19 protein-coding genes and 2 pseudogenes are annotated in these 20,271 nt (G+C 41.9%); 10 read left to right on the top strand and 11 right to left on the bottom strand.

All coding sequences use genetic code 11. The annotated features are described in order from the left end of the window. The 4 genes and pseudogenes from F8S12_RS31085 to pbpC form a co-directional block, all read right to left on the bottom strand. The coding region (locus tag F8S12_RS31085) for a single-stranded-DNA-specific exonuclease RecJ (RefSeq protein ID WP_196520133.1) at window positions 1–887 on the bottom strand (887 nt) is incomplete at its 3' end. An 84-nt stretch (window positions 888–971) separates the two neighbouring features. Beyond that, the gene (locus F8S12_RS31080) at window positions 972–1,397 is read right to left on the bottom strand and encodes a hypothetical protein (protein ID WP_196520130.1); all 426 of its coding nucleotides are present in this window, start codon (window positions 1,395–1,397) and stop codon (window positions 972–974) included. Between the two features lie 91 nt (window positions 1,398–1,488). Continuing rightward, window positions 1,489–1,605 (bottom strand): annotated as a pseudogene (locus F8S12_RS41175) (phosphate ABC transporter ATP-binding protein); the annotation flags it as partial. 16 nt (window positions 1,606–1,621) lie between these two features. Beyond that, window positions 1,622–3,952: a penicillin-binding protein 1C gene (pbpC, locus tag F8S12_RS31075; RefSeq protein ID WP_196520137.1), complete on the bottom strand. Its 2,331-nt coding sequence runs from the start codon at window positions 3,950–3,952 to the stop codon at window positions 1,622–1,624. Between the two features lie 310 nt (window positions 3,953–4,262). Here pbpC and F8S12_RS31070 point away from each other — a divergent pair, with 310 nt between their 5' ends. From F8S12_RS31070 to F8S12_RS31060, 3 genes are all read left to right on the top strand, one after another. Then, window positions 4,263–9,983, top strand: a complete 5,721-nt coding sequence (locus F8S12_RS31070; protein ID WP_196520127.1) for an alpha-2-macroglobulin family protein — start codon at window positions 4,263–4,265, stop codon at window positions 9,981–9,983. 84 nt (window positions 9,984–10,067) lie between these two features. Beyond that, window positions 10,068–10,304 (top strand): type II toxin-antitoxin system Phd/YefM family antitoxin, encoded by a 237-nt coding sequence (locus tag F8S12_RS31065; protein ID WP_196520125.1) that lies wholly within the window; start codon window positions 10,068–10,070, stop codon window positions 10,302–10,304. Then, window positions 10,301–10,687, top strand: coding sequence for a type II toxin-antitoxin system VapC family toxin (locus F8S12_RS31060; RefSeq protein WP_196520123.1), 387 nt, complete (start codon window positions 10,301–10,303; stop codon window positions 10,685–10,687). Before F8S12_RS31065 ends, F8S12_RS31060 begins: the two co-directional genes overlap by 4 nt. 174 nt (window positions 10,688–10,861) lie before the next feature. On the opposite strand, the gene F8S12_RS31055 is transcribed toward F8S12_RS31060, so the two are convergent. Then, window positions 10,862–11,410, bottom strand: a complete 549-nt coding sequence (locus tag F8S12_RS31055; RefSeq protein ID WP_196520120.1) for a pentapeptide repeat-containing protein — start codon at window positions 11,408–11,410, stop codon at window positions 10,862–10,864. 29 nt (window positions 11,411–11,439) lie between these two features. Between F8S12_RS31055 and F8S12_RS42500 the strand changes: the two are divergent. Further along, window positions 11,440–11,619 (top strand): annotated as a pseudogene (locus F8S12_RS42500) (hypothetical protein); the annotation flags it as partial. A gap of 19 nt (window positions 11,620–11,638) precedes the next feature. Here F8S12_RS42500 and F8S12_RS41170 read toward each other — a convergent pair. Both F8S12_RS41170 and F8S12_RS31040 read right to left on the bottom strand, forming a co-directional pair. Continuing rightward, window positions 11,639–11,866, bottom strand: a complete 228-nt coding sequence (locus F8S12_RS41170) for a type II toxin-antitoxin system HicA family toxin (RefSeq protein ID WP_109007162.1) — start codon at window positions 11,864–11,866, stop codon at window positions 11,639–11,641. After that, entirely contained in the window at window positions 11,863–12,066 is a 204-nt protein-coding gene (locus tag F8S12_RS31040; protein ID WP_109007161.1) for a type II toxin-antitoxin system HicB family antitoxin, read from the bottom strand. The genes F8S12_RS41170 and F8S12_RS31040 overlap by 4 nt, the downstream gene beginning before the upstream one ends. 315 nt (window positions 12,067–12,381) lie before the next feature. Here F8S12_RS31040 and F8S12_RS31035 point away from each other — a divergent pair, with 315 nt between their 5' ends. Further along, entirely contained in the window at window positions 12,382–13,014 is a 633-nt protein-coding gene (locus F8S12_RS31035) for a Uma2 family endonuclease (RefSeq protein WP_196520117.1), read from the top strand. A gap of 234 nt (window positions 13,015–13,248) precedes the next feature. Next, complete coding sequence (locus F8S12_RS31030; protein ID WP_196520115.1) at window positions 13,249–13,461, top strand: type II toxin-antitoxin system VapC family toxin; 213 nt, start codon at window positions 13,249–13,251, stop codon at window positions 13,459–13,461. Window positions 13,462–13,492: 31 nt separating this feature from the next. On the opposite strand, the gene F8S12_RS31025 is transcribed toward F8S12_RS31030, so the two are convergent. Then, window positions 13,493–15,334 carry a lipoxygenase family protein gene (locus F8S12_RS31025; RefSeq protein ID WP_196520113.1) on the bottom strand — a complete coding sequence of 614 codons (1,842 nt, stop codon included), beginning with the start codon at window positions 15,332–15,334 and terminating at the stop codon, window positions 13,493–13,495. Window positions 15,335–15,568: 234 nt separating this feature from the next. Between F8S12_RS31025 and F8S12_RS31020 the strand changes: the two genes are divergently transcribed. After that, a complete protein-coding gene (locus tag F8S12_RS31020; protein WP_196520111.1) occupies window positions 15,569–16,018 on the top strand; it encodes a (2Fe-2S) ferredoxin domain-containing protein in 450 nt (149 codons plus the stop codon). Here F8S12_RS31020 and F8S12_RS31015 read toward each other — a convergent pair. Continuing rightward, entirely contained in the window at window positions 15,996–16,256 is a 261-nt protein-coding gene (locus tag F8S12_RS31015; RefSeq protein WP_196520109.1) for a hypothetical protein, read from the bottom strand. The two genes, F8S12_RS31020 and F8S12_RS31015, sit on opposite strands and share 23 nt — an antisense overlap. Before the next feature lie 90 nt (window positions 16,257–16,346). Here F8S12_RS31015 and F8S12_RS31010 point away from each other — a divergent pair, with 90 nt between their 5' ends. Continuing rightward, window positions 16,347–17,108 (top strand): red chlorophyll catabolite reductase, encoded by a 762-nt coding sequence (locus F8S12_RS31010; protein WP_196520107.1) that lies wholly within the window; start codon window positions 16,347–16,349, stop codon window positions 17,106–17,108. A 33-nt stretch (window positions 17,109–17,141) separates the two neighbouring features. Here F8S12_RS31010 and F8S12_RS41815 read toward each other — a convergent pair whose 3' ends face one another. Further along, window positions 17,142–17,270 (bottom strand): hypothetical protein, encoded by a 129-nt coding sequence (locus F8S12_RS41815; RefSeq protein WP_269144862.1) that lies wholly within the window; start codon window positions 17,268–17,270, stop codon window positions 17,142–17,144. Between F8S12_RS41815 and F8S12_RS31005 the strand changes: the two genes are divergently transcribed. Both F8S12_RS31005 and F8S12_RS31000 read left to right on the top strand, forming a co-directional pair. After that, window positions 17,264–18,298, top strand: a complete 1,035-nt coding sequence (locus F8S12_RS31005) for a nitrilase-related carbon-nitrogen hydrolase (RefSeq protein WP_196520105.1) — start codon at window positions 17,264–17,266, stop codon at window positions 18,296–18,298. The two genes, F8S12_RS41815 and F8S12_RS31005, sit on opposite strands and share 7 nt — an antisense overlap. A 150-nt stretch (window positions 18,299–18,448) precedes the next feature. Further along, on the top strand, window positions 18,449–19,870 hold the full coding sequence (locus tag F8S12_RS31000) for an aldehyde dehydrogenase family protein (RefSeq protein ID WP_196520103.1): 1,422 nt from the start codon (window positions 18,449–18,451) through the stop codon (window positions 19,868–19,870). A gap of 25 nt (window positions 19,871–19,895) precedes the next feature. Here F8S12_RS31000 and F8S12_RS30995 read toward each other — a convergent pair. Continuing rightward, on the bottom strand, window positions 19,896–20,271 hold a 376-nt coding region (locus tag F8S12_RS30995; RefSeq protein WP_442946840.1), incomplete at its 5' end, for a phosphorylase family protein.

Here is a 20,271-nt window from a genome sequence, read left to right as displayed (position 1 = left end):
GCTCCCCCTGCCTCCCCTGCTCCCCTCGCCTGCACGCCACCTACCTGAATCAATGCCTTCACCCCAGCCAAGTTGGATTTTGGTAAATTCTGTAAACCACGTTTCACCCAGCGACGATTTACGCCAGTTAAGGGAGCTAAATCTGCGATCGTTCCCAGTGTAAATAGTGCTAGCATCGGCTGGATCAAGCCTTTAGTCTCCCCTAGCTGTTGTGCTAGAGACACCGCCAAAATGTAGGCAACACCAACACCAGCAACACCCCGATAAGGTGAGGATTCTGCTATTAGTTTGGGGTTGAGGATAGCGTTAGCTGGGGGTAATTTTTGGGGAATGTCGTGGTGATCGGTGATAATAACTGCAAGACCAAGTTCTCTAGCTCTAGCAACCGGTTCAAACGCAGAGATGCCATTATCTACAGTCAGAATTAGCCCTACACCTTCGCTGTGAAATTCTTCAACTATGCGTTTATTAATACCGTAGCCTTCGTGCATCCGGCTGGGAATAGCATAATCTACCTGTGCGCCTAAAGTGCGGAGACTACGTAAAAGTAGAGCAGTGCTGGTCATACCATCAGCATCGTAGTCACCACAAATAGCAATTTTAGTTTGAGAAGCGATCGCATTTTGCAACAACTCCAAACTAATTGCCAAATCTGGGAATTCTTCCAACGGCGAAGGCAAAACTAAAGACTCTGGATTTAAAAATGCTTGTGCCTGTTCTGCTGTTTCCATACCCCGATTAATCAACAACTGGCTGATGATGGGTGAGAGATTTGTCTCAACCGCCAGATTTTGGGCTAATTCTGGTTTTTGTGGATAAATTTGCCAGCGTTGATTAGGTAAGCGCCTGGGTTGTTTTGAGGGTTCAGTTAAAGGTCGGTCTAGCACAATAAAAGTTAGAAGTTTTTAGTTATGAGTGTTGAATTTAAAGTTGTTTCTTAACTCATAACTAATAACACTATTTGCTATCTGTTAAAACACGTTGATTCTACCATCATCCATAATATACAACGAGCGATCGCCAGGAGCGCGCCAAGTCGGACGCAGTTCTAGCCGCAATGTACCAAAGTTAGGTTTCGAGACAATTGCTTGTAGTGCCAGACCCTTTTCGCTCCAAAATATCAGAGATGTATTCGGCTCAGTACCCTCTATTTGTTCTAGGTTTAATTTTTGCCCTGGACTCAAGGATATTGCATCAGTCCCAGAAGGTTTTTGGATTTTTATCAGGTTGGGTGTACTATTTATAACTTCAACTCGGATGTGTCGCCCAGGTGTAAACTGAATTGGGCGAGAACCACACTTAGAGGCACAAGTTCCCGCTAAGGTACTACTAGGACTATTGATTGATGCAACTAGAATGGTAGCTGTAACTAAAGCAAATGACAGAGGCTTAAACATAATACACAGTATAAGTACTAGAATTAAATATTACTTGAATTTAATGCTATCAAGCCTCAGCATATTTTCCCGAATTAGAAAAGTAAATCCATTAACCGAAACGTCCACTGATATAATCCTCAGCTTCTTTGGTTTGAGGATTAAACTCGAATAATTTGCCACGACGTTTGCCATGCTCGTCAACTTCTGTATTGAAGAAAGCCGTGAAATATTTCGACGTGGAGTTATCTAATAGAAAATCCTCGACGCGTAGGTTTAATACTAGCTAACTCCACCTGAAAACTTACCTTATCACTCATTTCCCCGCTTCTGGCTTCCAAAGTCCAGTTACCGGGACGCAAATCCCAAAATAAAGAATTAGCTGATTGTGTATCTAGCTTTTCCCCATTCAGCCACCACTCTACAAACGCAGATTTATTTCCCGCTAACTTAAATTCGAGTTTTTGCTTCGCTTCTTCACCTGGATAGAGTAAGAATAAATCCCCCTGATGAGGAGATAAAATTCTCAAATTGTTAGAAGTAAAATTCGATTGCTGTTGTTTTGCTAGCCATTCATTATACTCTGATGGCAAATTGAATTGATTTTCACCTTCGTAATTACTTTTATCTTCTGGATAGAAATATTCTTGCACCACTGAGGTACAATCTGGTGTTGGTCGTAACCCCGAAATTGCACAAACAGGTAACTGCACTAAACCTTCTGGAGATGGAAAATCTGCTGGTTCTTGATGTTCGTGCAGGTGTAACATAATTCGATTCCATAAGGGTGCTGCACCTGTAACGCCTGAAACTTGTCGCATCGGTTCACCGTTGAAATTGCCTACCCAAGTAGCGACGGTATAATCTGTGGTGAAGCCAACAGTCCAAGTATCACGAAAATTGGAAGAAGTGCCAGTTTTAACAGCAGAAGGAAAGGGTAAATTTAATACAGAGTCTACACCAAATGCGGTTGCACGAGCATGGCTGTCACTTAGTATATTAGTTATTAATTGCCATATCGTCGTTGAATTTTGGATTTTAGATTTTGGATTTTGGATTGGAGAATTGGAAAATGTGCTTAATAGCGGTGTGGCTTCTCCAAGTCGTGCTATAGTAACGTAAGCCCTAGCTAATTCCCATAAACTGACTTCGCCACTACCCAACGTCAAACCCAAACCATAATGTTCTGGGGTTTGATTGAGGTGTTCAAATCCCAATTGATGTAGACGTTTTAGGAAAGTCTCTACACCTACCTTTTCTAGCACCCGAACTGCGGGTACATTCAAAGAATTTGCTAAAGCGATTCGCACCCGCACCGGGCCAAGAAAACTTTCAGTATAATCTGTTGGGCTGTAGAGTTTCGCGCCGGGAATTGCATAATGGGCAGGTACATCTGCCAAAATGGTATTTGGGCGAATTATACCTTTTTCTAAAGCTAATTCATACACAAAAGGCTTGAGAGTCGATCCTGGTTGACGTAGCGCTTGCACTCCATCATTGCGTCCTAGTTCTGCTTGATTAAAGTAATCAGGTGAACCGACATAAGCCAAAACTTCACCAGTGTGGTTGTGAATCACCAACGCAGCTGCATCATGGACGTTGTTGGCGCTGAGAGAAGAAATTACCTGCTGCACCTGTGCTTCGACAAACTGCTGTAAAGGGCGATTTATAGTGGTGCGGATAACGGATTGATTCCCCCAACCCCCCTCAAAAAGTGGGGCTTGATTGGGGATTTGATTGGCTAACCAAAATAAAAAGTGTGGTGCGGCGATAATTCCCCGTTGGCGAGATTGAAACACAACTTTTTCGGTGTGTGTTCGTGCTGCGTTCGTCGGAGACGTTGGCGTAGCCATCGCTCCACTAATATTACTTTCCTGTACCATACGATTGAGGACGTATTTTTGTCGCTGCTTCAGCCGTTCCCAATGCTGGTAAGGGTTAAAGTATGTGGGATTATTAGGAATAGCAGCCAATAAACTAGCTTGGGCAAGATTCAATTCACTAGCTGGGATAGAAAAATAAGTCTGCGCGGCTGCTTCCACACCATATATATTTCCTCCCATTGGTAGCCGATTGATATATGCAGCCAGGATTTCGTCTTTATTCATCCCTGCTGCTAACCGCCAAGATAGCCAAATTTCTTGCATTTTACCAGAGAAACTGCGCGGGACAGGATCTAACATCCGCGCCAACTGCATAGTAATAGTGGAAGCGCCGGAAACAATTCGTTTCGCGTGGATGGCTTCTTTGCTAGCGCGGATAACAGCTTTCATATCCAACGCCCCGTGATGGTAAAAGCTACCATCTTCGGCGGCTAAAATGGCATGGATAAACTGGGGCGAAACTTGATTTAGTGGTACTACTGATGTATGCTCTTGGTCACGAGTGAGCAATGTTCCTAATGGTAAACCATTGCGATCGCTAAATTGCATTGCCAACTGATTTTGGGCAATATCTGCGGCACGAATAGGTGCAAAATAAGGTAGTAGGCGTACAACCAGACAGATTAGCAGCCCAGCTAGGATAATTTTACTGGTGTGGTTAATTTTGAGTAGCGATCGTGAAATTAGTTTCATCATAGTTAAGAATTGTAGTCATTTTTTTGACAATAGCAAAAGATTAGTTATCTATGTAAATAAATGGCATTACTGAACACGAGTATGAATAATCTCCAATTCTTAAACTCAATCTTTCTCTCTGCGCCTCTGCGCCTCTGCGTGAGCTTTTCATTCAGTCAAATTTAGGTATAAATATAGTGATTTTGCATCTGTGAACATCAATATTTATATTTCACGCAGAGACGCAGAGACGCGGAGAAGAAATATTAGAGATATATTTGGTGTTCCTCATTAATTTGAAAATTTATGGTTTTAAATTTCTAAAAATATGATTATAAAATTTTTAATCCGGTTTCTTTTTGTCTTTACATTTATAGTAGGAATGGCGGGGTGTAATTTTTTTGGTATCAATTCAGGTAAAGAACGACTACCAGCAGTTTCCTCACTCACGCCGCCGAAATTACCAGACTGGATTGAACAAATTAGCCCCATTGGGGATGCAAAATCTCTTAACCAAATCCGCATCCGTTTTAAAGAAGCTTTAATACCAGTTGAAAGTCTTGATAGTCCAGAACAGCAAAAATTATTAGACAAATTTGCACTGTCCCCGCCTTTACCTGGTCAATTTCGCTTTTTGACACCGCGCATGGTAGGATTTCAAGCTGATAAAGCTTTGCCAATAGCGACAAGATTTCAAGTCACTCTCAAAGCAGGTTTAGCCGATTTAAAAAATCATCGCCTAGACAAAGATTTACCTTGGACTTTCAATACCGAATCTATCAACCTGACTAATCTACCCGGTGTAAATCCTGTTGAGAAGGCTGATGTTGAACCAATTGATTTACAACAGAAGTTACAATTTACTTCCAATGTAGAATTGGATTTGCCTTCTGTACAAGAACATTTACAGTTAATTCCCGAAGGACAAAGTAAAGTTACAGGTTTTAAAGTCGAATTAAACAAAGAAGAAAAGCCATTAAAAAATGAAGAAGACCCTTTAGAAAAATTTGACCCTTCAGCACGGAATTGGATTTATAATCTTATCCCCCAGCAAAATCTCGAAAAAGCAACCCGTTATCGCCTGGTATTTTCTCCCGGAATCCGTCCTGCTTATGGCAATCTACCTACAGAGAAAGAATTTGCTACTAAGTTAGCAACTTATTCGCCTTTGGCATTTCAGAAAATTAACTTTTATGGACAGCCAGATGCAGGGGGAACTTTTGGAAGATTTCTTAAAGGCAGTCCGCAGCTAGAATTTAATAATATCTTAGTGCCAGATTCAGCTAAAGAAAATATTACCATTAATCCAGCACCAAAAGCAATTTCGAGAATTATACAAATCAATGATGAAGATAAAATTGTCAGTATCAATCCTTATGCGCTAGAACCTGCCAAGACTTATACAATTACTATTGGCGCTAATCTCAAAGATAAGTTTGGACAAACTTTGGGTAAACCTGTCACATTTAAATATGATACTGGAGATTTAGCTGGGGATATCTGGGTACCATCAGATTTGAATATTTTCCCTACAGGTAAAAATTTACAGCTAAATATTAGTGTAGGAAATCTGCCAGAATCTAAATATAAAGCAGCTTATCGAGTAGTTAAACCGACAGATTTAGTTTATTTTAATTATGGTAATGATTTATTACCAAAACCTTCTGATTGGCAAAGCTTTAAGGTATCAGGTAAAAAAAATCAAACAGTTGACGTTGCTGTTCCTCTCCGAGAAAAAATAAGCGCTGCTACGGGAATGTTAGCTTACGGAGTGCAAGCCCGTACTAATAAATATCAGGAGAATGGTAAGGAACTGTGGCGAGAACCTACAACTTATGGCTTAGTGGAATTGACGAATTTGGGCGTATTTACTCAGTGGTTTCCTGAGTCAGGCTTAATTCGTGTTAATCATCTTGCAGATGGTTCACCAGTTAAAGCGGCTGCTGTTGAAATTTATCAATCAAAATTAGAGGCAAAATCTCGCCCGGAACCTGTACCTTGTGCAACGGGTAAAACTGATGAAAATGGAACCTTTAGAATTGTTCGTGAAGGACTACAACAATGTTATTCTGGGAATCAAAGCTCTAGTAAATCACCACAATTATTAGTAATTGCCCGTGAAAATCAAGATTGGGCATTTACTAGAACAGAAGAATATAGCGGTGTTTATGGCTATGGTATTGATGCAGGTTGGCAAAATGGTAAGCCAGAATCACGCGGGGTAATTTTTTCAGACAGACAGTTGTATCAACCAGGAGAAAAAGCTTGGTTTACTGGGTTTGCTGACTATTTACAAAATGGTGCAATCCAGCAAGATAAAAATGCTGTCTACCAATTAACTTTGGTAAATCCTGATGGAAAAAAGACCAACTTAGGTACGCAAACTACAAACGAATTTGGCACCTTTTCTCTGGAATTACCAATCACAACTACTCAGCGCTTAGGCTACCATACAATCCAGGCTAAGGGAAAGAATGGGCAAGAAATTTCTGGAGAATTTCGAGTAGCTGAGTTTAAGCCACCCAATTTTAAAGTCGAACTCAACTTAGATAAAGAATTTGCTCTCATTAACGAGAAAGTTGATATTAATGCTACAAGTAATTATTTATTTGGTGCGCCTGTAGAAGGTGGAGAAGCAAAATACTTTATTACTCGCCAGCAATCTAATTTTATTCCTAAAGGCTGGGACGAATTCGCTTTTGGTAGACAATGGTTATGGCCAGAGGAAACCCCTACTATATCTAGTGATGTGTTGCAAACTAATGCCCAGCTAGATGCTAATGGTAAAAGTAGTCAAACTGTGAATGTGGCTAATGATTTACCATATCCCATGACTTATCGGGTAGATGTGCAAGTTGCAGATGTTTCTAATTTATCTGTAGCGAATTCAAAAACTTTTACAGCTTTACCAAGTAATCGCCTCATCGGGTTAAAAAGCAATTTTATCGCTGATGCTGGTAAGGCTTTTCCTGTTGAAGTGATTGTTACTGATCCTACAGGAAAACCGATAACAGGTCAACGGGTGCGCCTGGAATTACAACAGATAAAATATAGTAGCGTCACCCAGTTGGTGGAAGGTAGCCGAACACCAAAAAATCAAGTTGAATATAAAACAGTCGGACAAACAGAAGTTACATCTGGTAGTAATCCGCAATCGGTAAATTTGACAGCGCCGGAATCTAGTTCATATCGGATTAGAGTTAATTTTAGTGATGCGAAAAGCGAATTAAGTGCTACAGATTTACAAATTTGGGCAACTGGAGTAAATTCAGTATTTTGGGGTTCTAAAGAACAAGATGTCTTAGAAGTTAAATTAGATAAAAAAGAGTTTAAACCTGGTGAAACCGCTACTGCACTAATTCAATCTCCCTATCCAGATGCAGAATTGTATTTTGCTGTGATTAAAGACAAACCCCTTTATCAGCAGATTATCAAAGTTCAGGGAGGCGCACCACAAATTCAATTTCAAGTCACGCCAGAAATGCTGCCAAATGCAGCCATCGAAGCTGTATTAGTAAGGCAAGGAAAACCCATAAACCAAGTGGAAGCGGGAAGTTTAGATAACTTGGTGAAGATTGGTTTTACACCTTTTAAAGTCAACTTAGAAGATAAGTATTTAAAACTGCAAGTTAAACCAGCGCAAGCATCATTAGAACCTGGTGCAGAGGAAACAGTACAACTAGAATTGAGGGATAATCAAGGAAACCCCACCCAAGGACAGTTTACAGTTATGGTGGTAAATGAAGCGGTGTTACAACTTTCTGGTTATCGTCCACCGAATTTAGTAGATACAGTTTATGCAGAACAGCTAATATCTACTCGCTTTAGCGATAATCGACCTGATGTAACATTACAACCACAAGATGTAGCTAAACCCAAAGGTTGGGGTTATGGCGGTGGTTTCTCAACTGGTGCAGCAAATACTCGCACTCGCACCGATTTTCAAGCTTTAGCTTACTACAACGGTTCTGTCCTCACCGATGCAAATGGTAATGCACAGATAACCTTTAAATTACCGGATGATTTAACTACATGGCGGGTGATGGCTGTGGCCACCGATGGAAATCTGCGTTTCGGTAATGGGGATGCGACGTTTATCAGCACAAAGCCACTGCTAACTAATGCCATCTTGCCACAATTTGCCCGTTCAGGCGATCGCATCCTCGCTGGTTTATCTGTAACAAACAACACCGGAAATACAGGAAATCTCTTAATAAATGGCGAACTTAGCGGTACTGTAAAGTTTGCCGATAAAAACCCCACAACTACTTCTTTGCAAACCAAAGCTGAATCTGCAACTCACGCTTATCGCTTTCCAATGGTGGCGGATAGTGTGGGAGTTAGTAAAGTTCGCTTTACCACTCAGCTAAATACAGCCGCAGATGCTTTTGAAGTACCTTTGGAAATTAAGCCAATTGAAATTACAGAACAAGTCGTTGAAACTGGTGTCACTGAAAAACAAGTGAAAATTCCCCTGAATGTTGATAAAAATACCTTCCCTGATGCGGGAGGTTTAGATATTCAGTTGGCGAGTACTTTGATAACGGAAATAAAAGCACCAGCAAAGCAGGTTTTAGAAGATAATGATTTGCCGTTTACAGAACCTGCTGCAAGTCAATTAATAATTGCGGCTAATCTGCAAACTATTGCCCAAAAATATGGTCAGACATTTGCAGAATTTAATCCCAGCCAACAGGCAAGTAAAGCAATTGAAAAATTACAAAAACTTCAAATAGCAGATGGTGGTTTTGCTGCTTTCCCTGGACAAGAAAAATCTGACCCTTGGGTTTCTTCATACACAGGTGAATCTTTGGCTAAAGCCAGTCAGGTATTCCCTAATTTAGTCGATTCTGCAATGCTGTCTCGCCTGAAAGCTTATTTGCAAAAAGTTCTGGCGAACCCTGGAGAATATGATTTTTGCAAACAGCAACTATGTAAAAGACAACTGCAACTTAATGCTTTAATCGCACTTGCACAAATTGGGGAAAAACGCAATACTTTTCTTGCAGATATTTATGGGCAACGCAATAACTTTGATTTAGTAACTCAAATAAAACTAGCGCGATACTTATCTCAATTCCCAGAATGGCAAGACGAATCTCAACAATTAGTGAACAAATTACAACAGAATATCTATGAAACTGGTCGCACAGCAGTTGTAAGTTTACCAGATAGTTGGGGATGGATGAGTTCATCTACCGCGACGCAAGCGGAAGCTTTACGATTATTTATTGCCAAGCAGAGTAAACCCGAAGTTATAGATAAGTTATTCCAAAGTCTTCTCGCATTACGACGGAATGGCACATGGCAAACTAACTATAATAATGCCCAAGCGTTAACAGCTTTGGTAGAATATAGCCAACTGCAACCCACGCCGCCTAATTTTGTTGCCACAGTGCAATTAGCTGGTAATAAGTTAGGAGAAAATCGCTTTGAAGGCTATCAAAATCCTAGTTTACAGCTAAATGTGCCGATGAATAAATTACCTCGTGGTCGTAATGATTTAACATTGCAAAAATCAGGTAATGGCACTTTACACTATTTAGTTGCTTATAATTACCGTCTGCAAGGAAATCAATCAGGCAGATTTAACGGCTTACGCATAACACGAGAAATTAGTCAAGTAAATAAAGAGAAAGTTTTGCAAAAAACAGGTCTTTACGCTTTCGATAAACCCTTGACTTTAGCCTCTGGACAGGTGTTTGATATTGGTTTAGAAATCATCGCTGATCATCCTGTGGATCATGTGGTGATTAAAGATCCGCTACCATCAGGTTTTGAGGCGGTAGATGCAAGTTTTCAAACTACCACAGCTGCATTACAAGCAAAAGCTGATAACTGGGAACTTGGGTTTAAGAATGTGTACCGCGATCGCATTATCGCCTATGCCGACCACCTGGAACCAGGAGTTTATAGCTTGCATTACTTAGTCCGTTCTGTGACTCCTGGGACATTTTCTTGGCCTGGTGCCCAAGTTCACCTGCAATATGCACCAGAAGAATTTGGGCGTACTGCTGAGTCTACACTGATATTAGAGGAGCACTCCTGATGATTTATAGCTTAGTTGTCTGCTCCTCTGTAGAATAGAAATGAATCATAAAAGCAAGCTTTAGCTTTCAGGAGAAGCTTTGCTATGACTGTAAACATTAATATTCAAGAAGCAAAAGTTGCTTTTTCTGAACTTTTGAATCGGGTGAGTCGGGGCGAAGAAATTACCATTACTCAAGACGGAGTAGCAATTGCCCGTTTAGTACCTGTTAATCAAAATCCTGTCAAGCGAATACCAGGAAGTGCTAAAGGATTAATCACAATTTCTCCAGATTTTGATGCTCCTTTACCTGATGATATACTAGCTAGTTTTGAAGGATGAGATTACTTTTTGACACCCATACTTTTCTTTGGTGGATTACTGATAATTCTCGTTTATCATCTATGGTTAAGGCAACTATTAGCGATCGCAACAATGATTTATTTTTCAGTGCAGCTAGTGCTTGGGAAATAGCCACGAAAGCCCAGCTAGGTAAGTTACTTTTGCCAAAAAATCCAGAGCAGTTTATTTCTGAGCAATTGTTGATTAATTCTATTGAAGGCTTACCAATACATATAAGTCACGCTGTTAGAGTTTATCATCTCCCAATTCATCATAAAGATCCATTTGACCGCATACTGGTTGCCCAAAGCCAACTCGAAAATCTATCCATTATGACTTTAGATCCTTTAATTTCCCAGTACGATGTAAATGTTATTTGGTAGGTAATGCAGTATTTTTTTATGAAGCGATGCCTACGCAATAATATAACATCAACAAAAAAGCGATCGCTCTTTTCTTATGAATTATTGCAAGATATAAATATTCAGTCTTAAACAGTATCACAACTTGATACCCCATCGGCTTCTCTAATGACTGCAACTGATGAGGAATTTTTATCATCTGTTATCACGACCATTCCCCCACTGGGGACCGTGAATGACAGTTCCACTGGGCATAGTGGTGTTCCAAATCAAATTCATGCCTCGGCGAATCAAGCCGTCATCGGTATGAGCGCCTCTGAAATCAGCTTCGATGAGAACAGCATCTTCGAGACTTCCCATTTGAACTTCCCAGAAATGACCAAATATGGCATTCATTTGACTCAAAATGCTGCCCCGCAAGTCGGCTTTATCGAAGGAACTGTGCGTCACATTAGCAGCAAACAAATTAGCATCCCGGATAGTCGCGTCTTCCAAACAACAACTTTGCAAGAAAATACCGCCCAAATCGGCTCCAGTCAAATCGGCTCCAATCAGATAGACATTACGCAAATCAGCCCCTCGCAGGTTGATATCTCGCAAAACCACACCATCAAGATCGAGTCCACTATGTTTGGAGCGGCGAAATCCATAGAGTCCATAATGAGCCAATTTGATTCCAGCAAAGTTACGTTCCCCATCAGCGTAACGCTCCAGCAATTCTTCAGCAGTAATTTCCCAAACCATTATTTACCTCCCGCATTAACTAAAAAAGCGATCGCATTATCGCCTATGCCGACCACCTGGAACCAGGAGTTTATAGTCTGCATTCCTTAGTCCGTTCTGTTACTCCTGGAACATTTTCTTGGCCTGGTGCGGAGGTTCACTTGCAATATGCACCAGAAGAATTTGGGCGTACTGCTGAGTCTACATTAATACTGGAGGATGGGAAGTAATTATTTATGCCATTTTTAGCTACAACAAATCTAAAAATCTTTCCAAGTCTATACGAGCCTGCTTTAAAATCTTAGCTAGGGTGGAACGCTTAACTGGGCGATGAGCTGGAACAGTCAATTTCAGGACTTCATCCGGGATGCTTTTTTCCAATCTAATGTGACTACCTCGCTGGCGTACAACTATCCATCCATCCCGTTCTAAAGCAGCGATAATCTGAGTGTAGGGTAAATTGGGAACTTTGCTCACAGTACCAATTCCCTGACAATTACGCCTTCTTGAGTAATCAATTCATCTTCCAATGGCTCAAGGTAAAGTTCTATTGCTTCTTGAATATTCTCTAATGCTTCTTCCACAGTTTCTCCTTCACTGATACAGCCAGGAAGTGAGGGAACATGGACGGTGTATCCGCCTTCGTCACTGGGTTCTAATACAACTTTAAGTTTCATAACTTGACAATGAACCTACTTTTCTATTTTTAATGATTTTTGGCATCGCATTGTAATTGAAGTGCGAAGATTTAAAAGGGGCGATGCCTAGTTTGGGCTACGCCGACCACCTGGAATCAGGAGTTTATAGCCTGCATTACTTAGTCCGTTCTGTTTAACTATTTCTGATAAAATTGATATAGTTTTGTGGCAGTGTCTAAATCCCGTTACAAATCTTAATTACAAATTACGTTAGCGTAGGTTAGCGAGTTAGACGCTCCTACGTGGCTAACGCAATGCTTACGAGCGTCATTACTAATTACGAATTATTTTAATATGCTTGTCAAGTTAACCCTTGCGGAACAAAGAACAGTCTTACACAACGTTAGCTGGGAAACCTTTGAAGCCTTGCTGATAGATACAGGTGAGCATAGAGGTTCTCGGTTTGCTTACGACTGCGGTATTTTAGAAATTATGACCCCACTTTTTGAACACGAAAATCCTAAAATTCAGTTTGACCGATTTATATTCGCTTTAGCTGAAGAAGTGGGAGTAGAAATTAAAAGTGCTGGTTCTACAACACTGAAGCGACGATTAGCACTCCGAGGTATAGAACCAGATAACTGCTATTATATACAAAATGAATTGAAAGTCAGAGGTAGGGTAACGCTAAATTTAGAAACAGATCCGCCCCCTGACTTAGCAATTGACATTGACATTACCAGCAGTTCAGTTAACAAATTAGGGATTTATTCAGCGTTGGGTGTAACTGAACTTTGGAGATATGATGGGCAAGATTTAAAATTTTATCAGTTGATAGAAGGGCAATATGTAGAGTGTAAGTTTAGTATTGCCTTTCCTATAGTTTCAGTGAGTGAGATAAGTAGATTTATTGAGCAGAGTAAAAGTACTGGGGAAATTGCTTTGCTCAAATCATTTCGCGCTTGGGTGCGGGAGAAATTAGAGTAGTTAATCAGGTAATTTGTACTGTAGATAATTGTCCGCATTGCAAACTAAGATAGGTATGGAAATTACTACAACTTATAGCACTTAAAGCTATTACACCTATGTAGCAATTGCCCGTTTAGTACCTGTTAATCAAAATCTTCCCAAGCGAATACCAGGAAGTGCTAAGGGATTAATCACAATTTCTCCAGATTTTGATGCTCCTTTACCTGATGATATATTGGCTAGTTTTGAAGGATGAGATTAATTTTTGACACTCATACTTTTCTTTGGTGGATCACTGATAATTCTCGTTTATCATCTCTGGTTATGGCAACTATTAGCGATCGCAACAATGAGTTATTTTTCAGTGCAGCTAGTGCTTGGGAAATAGCCACGAAAGCCCAGCTAGGTAAGTTACTTTTGCTAAAAAATCCAGAGCGCAAACCACAGTTAATGGTCAACCAATAACAATTGGTTATTTTGATAGCCCAGAAGAAGCTTATCCACTTGTACTGTTAGCCATACGGGAGGGTAGAAAGCCTGGGTAACATTCCTTTCGGCGTTTATTGCGTTGTTCGATGAGTTTTTCTAAGCCTTTGAGACGGTCTTGCAAGCCTCTCAGAACACCAATAGCTCGCATATCTTGAAAACTATTCACGCCGAAATCTGTAAATGCCTTTGGATCGAGCTTGGTGCCAATCCCTGCCATGAGGTTGGCCTGAGTAAAGGTTGCCTCAACACCAGGTAGGAAACTAGTTAGGCTATTCTCGTCCCGGATGATTCCTTTGATCGTCGGAATAGGCTGGTAGATTGCTCCGGGCATATTAGGAATAAAAGCCATGTATTGGTATTGAATCCAAGCAATAGCTGAGTGTTGTGGGCCAGCAGTAAAAATAATTTGTGTCAAAATATCAATCAACTGATCACGGTTGGTCAGATGGCGCGGTAGGGAAACCACACCAAAACCTTGCTCACTAATGGGTCTTTGTAAAGCTTGTATCCAATTTTGCAGTTCAAAATCCTCACGGATATCTCGGTTGGATTTATAGTAAATTCCTACATATTGACTAACATATTCTTCCAAAGCTTTCCAGACTAGCAACCCGTCATCACGATAGGGAAAATCTCGCAGTCCAGAACGGTCATCGACACCACGCTGGCGTAAATTAGTCGGAAGAGCAAAGTTGCTGAAGTTGTTAAAAACTTCAGTAACACCTTGATTTGTAAGGTTGCGTGAGCTTTCAAGAGTGCCTCCTAAAATGATATCTACGAATCCTCCAGGATTGATCAGTACCTGATCCCCAAGGGCATTGATTGCCATTGTGGACTCAAAATGGGGTTTTAGTAGCACATTCACGGGATGACGAGCCGCTAGTTCACGAACAGTAGCCAGTGCAATTGGTTCTAAAACAAGATGGGTCTGCCCTAAGTGACGCACTAACTCATGGACATAAAAATCAGCCATCTGAGTGATCAGTTTAGCTAAAGTCCAGTCAACTCCATCCATTGGTGTACAAAGCAGACTTATTCCGGGAACTTGTCCTAGTTGGATGGCAATAGGGATTAAGCGCGAATCCCTATTGCCATCAGCATAATAGAGTGTAATTGGGGCAGTGAGAAATCGATTCTCTTTCGGAATAACGCTATCACTATCGAGTAACGCATAATCGGTGACAAACAAATTGCCATTTTGAGTGGCACTTTTGAGAGTTTCCCTAATGTGCCTTCTTCTGTGTACATATCTCAGCACAGTTTGAAAAATCTCATCCGTTATTCCGAGTTTTTGAGTCAGGCTATAATTGAGCGCCAAGACATTGGTTAGCTCCATTGGGTTGGGGCCAGAAAGCCTCTGTTGCGCGAATGTAGCATCGCTTCGGAAGGTCTTGGCGACATCTGGTAAAGGCAAAACAGGAAAAATCGCAGCGTAGTCTTCTAGCTTGAGAAACGACTGAGGATTCTGGAAAAACGCCTGTTGATTCGCTCCCACTTTCCTTGCCAAAATTACCCGATTATTGTTATACCCCTCAGAAAAAACCTCTTGGGCAGGTAAAGTTGCTACACGGACAGAAGTCGGTAGCCGCAATGCGATTTGATATTCTTGACGTGTTTGTTCTAGCTGCTGTTGACGCTTTTGCTGGGTTGTCAGTGGATCATGTTGCGGTAAAGTTGGGATGTGCGGATTGGCAGGAGGACTTGGCTTTGAAGGGTGAGTTTCGCCTCTCACCAAGTTTTCCAAGCCAGGGGTACAGACTAGACCTAATAGACCTAGCATAGTCCGGCGCGATAGGACGTATTGCTCTATTAATTGTTGGTGTCGTTGCTGTCGAGTCGGTAAGCGCATCACATTATCCTCCCCCAAAAACCATGCTTTTCACCAATGAAAATCATACTGTCTTTGTCAAACTTTGTGTAAAACATGATACTTATCTTTAAATTAATAAATTCGATTACTACGCACGTGAGTGATATCAACTGGAAGATCCAACAAAAAACTTTATAGAATACCTGATCTGTTAGAACAAACTTAACGGGAAATTTCGGTGATGCTATTGGAGAAATAGCAAAGCCATTGTCCATGAAGAAACTGCTCAAACGTATCTTGGCGCTCATCCGGCAAATTTTTCAGCAGTTCTTATCCACTGATAAACCAATTTCTCCTGCTTCTGATCACCCGCCAGAGATTCCTATTCCTCCCATTGCTACTTTCGTCCCTCAGTGGGAGAACGGGTTAGTGTTAGTTTGTTCACAGTGTACAGTAGAGCAATTCTCTGGGAGTTCTTACCGAATTAATAGAGGTATAACAGCCTCAGAAGAGTTGCAGAACTGGCTGAAATCTCGCCTAAAATTTGATGGATTGTGGGGTAAATATCGGGTTGTCAGCACCAGTTGTTTGGGAGTTTGCCCACAGGAGCGCGTTGTTGTTGTTCTGCGTCATGATGCAATTGGACAACAGTGCTTTATTGTCTCTCCTCAAGGCGATCGCGAAATTCTCTACTCTTATATCAAACAGATTTTTCAGCTTTAGAATATTTAGGAGAAACATTGAGCATACGCCTGACTTCCTGGAGCATTGGATAAACAATGGCTTCAGAGCGAGCCTTTTCTGAACCGACAGCGATCGCCCAAGGTAAATCTTCGAGTTCACTCGCCAATCTGGGGCTAGGAGAAATAAATTCAATCTCTGGGAAGAACCGAGAATCTTCAACGATAGTCAGATCAAACGCCTTCTTTGCCTTGCTGAGAGTGAACTGACTATATGGCATGGAATTTGTTTGATGACAACATGGCGACTTATCATTTAGTTTAACTAGATTTTATCGTCAAGTTACATCCAAAATTAACAAACTCAAACTATGACTCAGCAACCAACTGATCTAGATAACAAAGCTGTATTTGATCAATTGTGGGGAATTACCAACGAACTGCGTCAGAAAATAGACGCTCGTTTTGAATTACATTCAGATCCGTCTACCAAGAACTTACAAAGCTATGCTGCCATGACGGGAAGCGCTCACGGATCGCTCAACACCTTCTCTGGCTCAGAAATTGATTGGCTAGTGCATTCATGGTTGCGTGAACCCAAATCCGGGTTTTGCAATATGCATTTAACTATTTGGCTCAAGTCACAGATCCGTGTTCCACATTTAGCCTTTGCGTTTGCCACGGTTCCCTACTTGTTCTTCTACATGGATTACATTCCTCGAAGCGATCTGTTTGTTGACCTGGAATATTTGGATCGCTACTATGAACCGATGAACCAGACATACTTGGCGTTGCGAGAAGATTCTCAATTTAAGCAGTATATCAGCAAAACTCTGTACATCCGTCAAGCTCAATCTCATACTAGTCTGTGTTTCACCAGTCCAGTTACAGAAGAGACACTAGCTCGTCTTCGCACGGTGGCTCATGAAATGATCGATCGCTGGTTAAAGTGGGTAGATGAAGCCGAATCCGTACCAGATGAGCAGCGTGCTGCTTTGTCTAACCGTGATTTAATTGTGCGCCGAGCGATCGCAGAACGCGATCCAGACAACCAAATCGCTGTGCGCCTATTTGGGGGAGAAATGACAGATAAATTAGTGCGATCGCTCTGGGGTGGCGATCGTATTTTATAAATTAGTAATTTGTCCTTTGTCAGTTGTCCTTTGCTAATGACCAATGACAAATAACCAATGACTAATGACCAATGACCAATAACCAATGACCAATGACCAATGACCAATGACTAATGACCAATGACCAATGACAAATGACCAATGACCAATGACCAATGACAACTAATTTAGAATCTTACCGCGCTTTAGCACTGCAAGTTACTTGTCATGCAGTCAACCAAGCAAGCAATCGCCACGAAGCGCGATCGCTGATGCAAAACTCCATCAACCGCCTAGCTCAACAAATTGCTGCCAGTATCGCTTTTATTGGCTTTGACTGTCGTTTAATTCTACTGCCAGAATACTTCCTCACTGGTTTTCCGATGGGAGATTCTCTAGAAGGGTGGGCAGAAAAAGCTTGTCTGGAGATGGCTGGCGCGGAGTATGAAGCACTTGGTAAAATCGCTCAAAAGCATCAAATCTTTTTGGCTGGCAATGCCTACGAAGTTGACCCCAACTTTCCCGGATTGTACTTCCAAACCTGCTTTATCATTGACCCCTCTGGCTCAATTGTCTTACGGTATCGCCGGCTGAATTCTTTGTTTGCTCCCACTCCCCATGATGTGTGGGATAAATATCTCGACTGCTATGGTTTAGAGGGAGTTTTCCCCGTTGCCAAAACTGCGATCGGTAATTTAGCAGCTTTGGCATCAGAGGAGATTTTATATCCAGAAGTGGCTCGCTGTCTGGCGATGCGAGGAGCGGAGGTTTTTCTGCACTCCACATCAGAGGTGTATAACAAAAACCTTACGCCTAAAGATGCGGCAAAAATCACTCGCGCTGTGGAAAATATGGCATACGTAGTTTCTGCCAATACCGCAGGCATAGCTAATATTGCTATCCCCATTGCTTCTGCTGATGGTGGCTCTAAAATCATTGACTATCGGGGAATCGTATTAGCAGAGACAGCTACAGGCGAGAGCATGGCAGCATTTGCAGAGATAGACCTAGCCGCATTACGCCGCGATCGCCGCCGACCAGGGTTAAATAATTTACTTGCACGTCAACGGTTTGAACTATACGCCGAAAGTTACCAGCAGTCACACTTTTACCCTCCTAATACTATGCTGGAGGGTGAAGTAGAGCGCAAACACTTCCTCCAAACTCAGCAAGCTACCATTGAGCGCTTAGTTAAATTGGGGATAATTTGATGAATTGGGGCATAGGGCATTGGGCATTGTGAATAGGGGATTGAGCATGGGGAAATAAAGAATGAATAATAAATAACAGACGCGATTCATCGCGTCTCTACTCCTAACTCTTGTACAGACGCGATTCATCGCGTCTCCTAACCTTGACAAATGACAAAACCAATAGAAGTCCGCAACCCCCGAACTGGCAAATTTGATTACGTCATTATCCCGCCGCCTCCAAGGCTGCTGGTACAGCAATGTAACCGCACCCGCAGGGCGCAAGTTCGCTGGCAACAGTTGGGTATAGAAGGGAGAATTGCAGCCTTACAACAGTGGAAACAAGCGATATTATCTGGGCGCGATCGCTTAACAGAGGCTTTGGTAAATGATACGGGCAGATTGTCAACCTCAATACTAGAAATAGACTCTTTCCTCTCTAGCGTTGATCGCTGGTGTAGGTTAGCACCAGAGTTGCTGCAAGAATCTACAAAAAATACAGCAATTCCTTTTATTGCATTGCAACAAACATCGGTTTCTTACCCATTGGTTGGAGTAATTAGTCCGTGGAATTTCCCATTATTGCTGGCGACAATTGATACTATTCCGGCCTTGCTGGCAGGTTGTGCAGTTATTGTTAAACCCAGTGAAATTGCTCCCCGTTTCGTCGCACCACTGATAACAGCACTCAACGCTGTACCCAAATTGCGTGACGTATTAACTTTTGTGGAAGGAGCAGGCGAAACCGGAGCTGCTTTGATTGAAAATGTAGATTTAGTATGCTTTACAGGCAGTGTAGCGACGGGGCGCAAAGTAGCGCAAGCGGCTGCTAAACAGTTTATTCCAGCTTTTTTGGAATTAGGGGGAAAAGATCCGGCGATCGTTTTAGAATCAGCAGACTTAGAATTAGCAACCTCAGCAATATTGTGGGGTTCCGTCGTCAACACCGGACAGTCATGCCTGTCCATTGAGCGAATTTATGTTGCTGAATCGATATTTGAAAAGTTTTACCATCAACTAGTAGCCAAAGCACATCGCCTTGAGCTAGCTTACCCCACAGTTGAAAGTGGAGAAATTGGCCCGATTATCGCTGAAAGACAAGCAGCAATTATTAGCGACCATCTCCTAGATGCAGTGGAAAAAGGAGCAGTAATTCACTGCGGCGGTGTAATTGAAGACTTAGGTGGAGGTTGGTGGTGTCGTCCAACAGTTCTCACCCAGGTTGACCATTCGATGAAAGTGATGACTGAAGAAACTTTTGGCCCGATTATGCCAGTGATGCCTTTTTCCACAGTTGAGCAAGCAGTGTCTTTGGCAAACGACTCAATTTATGGGCTGAGTGCTGCTGTATTTGCCAAGTCGGAAGCAGAAGCCTTAAAAGTCGCCCACCAAATTGATGCAGGTGCCATCAGTATCAACGATGCTGCACTCACCGCCATCATGCACGAGGGAGAGAAAAACGCCTTCAAATTCTCCGGTCTGGGAGGGTCACGCATGGGTGCGGCAGCGCTAAAACGGTTTATGCGAAAAAAAGCTATTTTAATTAAAACTAATACTACCAATGACCCTTGGTGGTTTGGGAATGGGGAATAGAGAATGGGGAATTTATTGTTAATTATTATTTAGAAAAAAGCAGATTTGTAACTTGCTTTAACATCTTTAATGCTTTTAACGAACCTCGAATCAGCCGAGTAGCAGCTAGGGGTTGCCGAAGCAGTCCCATCGCCAAGGGCAAAGGACGGAGGGAACCATCAGAGTTGATTGCTGGCGTGAGATCGGGGATATCGTGGTGACAATCGTCGCTGACTACTCGCAATATTGCCACTGCAACCCCAGCCGAATTGAAAAACTCCAAGGCGGTAAATCCTTCCATATCAACAACATCAGCCGCCAAAGTCTCACCCAAACGGCGTTTTTCAGCAGCAGACCAAATTACGCGATCGCTTGTCAATGCCTTGACTAAATTTAGTGGGGAGTGGGGAGTGGGGAGTGGG

Origin of the sequence: Nostoc sp. WHI, from assembly GCF_015714725.1 — a bacterium.
Taxonomy (GTDB): Bacteria; Cyanobacteriota; Cyanobacteriia; order Cyanobacteriales; family Nostocaceae; genus Nostoc.
This window is presented reverse-complemented; position numbering and strand designations above follow the sequence as displayed.

Excerpts from the sequence above, each read along its gene's own strand:
- F8S12_RS31040 (WP_109007161.1), bottom strand. The coding sequence starts at position 12,066 with ATGAAACTTAAAGTTGTATTAGAACCCAGTGACGAAGGCGGATACACC.
- F8S12_RS31065 (WP_196520125.1), top strand. The coding sequence starts at position 10,068 with ATGACTGTAAACATTAATATTCAAGAAGCAAAAGTTGCTTTTTCTGAA.
- F8S12_RS31080 (WP_196520130.1), bottom strand. The coding sequence starts at position 1,397 with ATGTTTAAGCCTCTGTCATTTGCTTTAGTTACAGCTACCATTCTAGTT.
- F8S12_RS31010 (WP_196520107.1), top strand. The coding sequence starts at position 16,347 with ATGACTCAGCAACCAACTGATCTAGATAACAAAGCTGTATTTGATCAA.
- F8S12_RS31035 (WP_196520117.1), top strand. The coding sequence starts at position 12,382 with ATGCTTGTCAAGTTAACCCTTGCGGAACAAAGAACAGTCTTACACAAC.
- F8S12_RS31070 (WP_196520127.1), top strand. The coding sequence starts at position 4,263 with ATGATTATAAAATTTTTAATCCGGTTTCTTTTTGTCTTTACATTTATA.
- F8S12_RS31000 (WP_196520103.1), top strand. The coding sequence starts at position 18,449 with ATGACAAAACCAATAGAAGTCCGCAACCCCCGAACTGGCAAATTTGAT.
- F8S12_RS31060 (WP_196520123.1), top strand. The coding sequence starts at position 10,301 with ATGAGATTACTTTTTGACACCCATACTTTTCTTTGGTGGATTACTGAT.
- F8S12_RS31025 (WP_196520113.1), bottom strand. The coding sequence starts at position 15,334 with ATGCGCTTACCGACTCGACAGCAACGACACCAACAATTAATAGAGCAA.
- F8S12_RS31015 (WP_196520109.1), bottom strand. The coding sequence starts at position 16,256 with ATGCCATATAGTCAGTTCACTCTCAGCAAGGCAAAGAAGGCGTTTGAT.
- F8S12_RS31020 (WP_196520111.1), top strand. The coding sequence starts at position 15,569 with ATGAAGAAACTGCTCAAACGTATCTTGGCGCTCATCCGGCAAATTTTT.
- F8S12_RS31055 (WP_196520120.1), bottom strand. The coding sequence starts at position 11,410 with ATGGTTTGGGAAATTACTGCTGAAGAATTGCTGGAGCGTTACGCTGAT.
- F8S12_RS31030 (WP_196520115.1), top strand. The coding sequence starts at position 13,249 with ATGAGATTAATTTTTGACACTCATACTTTTCTTTGGTGGATCACTGAT.
- pbpC (WP_196520137.1), bottom strand. The coding sequence starts at position 3,952 with ATGAAACTAATTTCACGATCGCTACTCAAAATTAACCACACCAGTAAA.
- F8S12_RS31005 (WP_196520105.1), top strand. The coding sequence starts at position 17,264 with ATGACAACTAATTTAGAATCTTACCGCGCTTTAGCACTGCAAGTTACT.